This is a genomic window from Acinetobacter pseudolwoffii, assembly GCF_002803605.1.
Lineage (GTDB): Bacteria > Pseudomonadota > Gammaproteobacteria > Pseudomonadales > Moraxellaceae > Acinetobacter > Acinetobacter pseudolwoffii.
The window spans coordinates 1-1236 of record NZ_PHRG01000023.1 but is presented as its reverse complement, the minus strand read 5'-3'; the positions used below and the strand labels follow the sequence as shown (position 1 = coordinate 1236).

3 pseudogenes are annotated in these 1236 nt (G+C 43.1%); all 3 read left to right on the top strand.

Going from position 1 to position 1236, the window contains the following annotated elements:
- Positions 1–502: 502 nt before the first annotated feature.
- Positions 503–835: pseudogene (locus tag CWI32_RS15525) on the top strand (type II secretion system protein GspL); the annotation flags it as partial.
- Positions 836–918: 83 nt separating this feature from the next.
- Positions 919–1047, top strand: a pseudogene (locus CWI32_RS14945) (YheV family putative zinc ribbon protein); the annotation flags it as partial.
- Positions 1048–1236: pseudogene (locus CWI32_RS14940) on the top strand (alanine:cation symporter family protein); the annotation flags it as partial.

The window sequence follows — 1236 nt, the reverse complement described above, 5'->3', positions numbered from 1 at the left end:
TGCCAGATGCGGGCACTAGCCAGCAACAGTTATTGATGAACCTGTCCAATCAGATGCCCTTACAAGCACTCGAGGTTGCACAAAGTTCATTGTTCTAGCGCAGATCAGTAAGCCCAACTTTGAAAAATATATTGTGATGAATCATGTCTTAAGCAATAAAATTATGACTTTTAATGCAGTCAATTCAGGCAGTATAGAGATAGAGCTATTGAATCAAAATGCAGCAGGGCGACGTTATTTTCAGCAAGATGGAAAGTTATGTATAGCACTGCCATTTTCTCAACAGAAATTGTCTGAACTGAATCTGAAGCAGGATAGCTGTGTAAAAATCTAGAAGGCCAAAATAAAAAATCCCCGACGAATCAGGGATTTTTTATTTTTGCTCTATGCGTTAGAAGGTCGGTTTTACCACGACCAAAATTACCACATTGCAAAATTAAGTCTTTTCTAGATTTGCTATCAGCATGATGTGCGGCATCATTACCCAAATAACGAATATTAAGATGCCATGAAAGTGCGGTATCATTTTCAGCAGCCTGATCTGGTCAGTTTTAAGGGGTTTGCGAATTCGGCCCTCGGGACCTTGCAGTATTCTCTCAACTTGATTCCCGTCAAGGTGGCGGCTTTTCTTCCAGACTTTTTGGTGCTGCCGGTTCCTGAAGCCAATCAGCGGATGATTACCCAAATTGGTGGGCGCTTGTAGGTACGAGAAGCAGAATATATCGGCCAGTCACTGGATGATCTGAGTCTGTATCTGGATTATCAGCCCAAAGATTTGCATTATAAAGTCAGTAATCTGAGTCAGGATCAGTTAAGTAGCCTAGAAGCACTGGTCATTACGTCATCAAGGTTGGACGAACCGCTCTAAAAACGCTTAAACTAGCTTTTTAAGTTGATCACAAGGTGAGTATGATGACCATTAAACGTCGTTTCATTGCAGGCGCAAAATGTCCAAAATGTCAGGCGTTAGATCGTGTCGTCATGCTGACCTCTGGTGAAGATGAGTGGATTGAATGTATCGAGTGTGGTTATGAAGAAAATCGTCCCATGATGATGGGGATCAAGCGTGGTCTGTTCTCTAACGAGGCAGGGATGGGTTCGGCACCGAATGCTGCTGCAGCCTCGGATGTCAAACATCCAGTCAACCAGGGTCTGGTACAGATGCTCGGAGTATTTGTAGATACCTTTGTGGTGTGTTCATGTACCGCGATTATTATTCTGGTTTCGGGTCTGTAT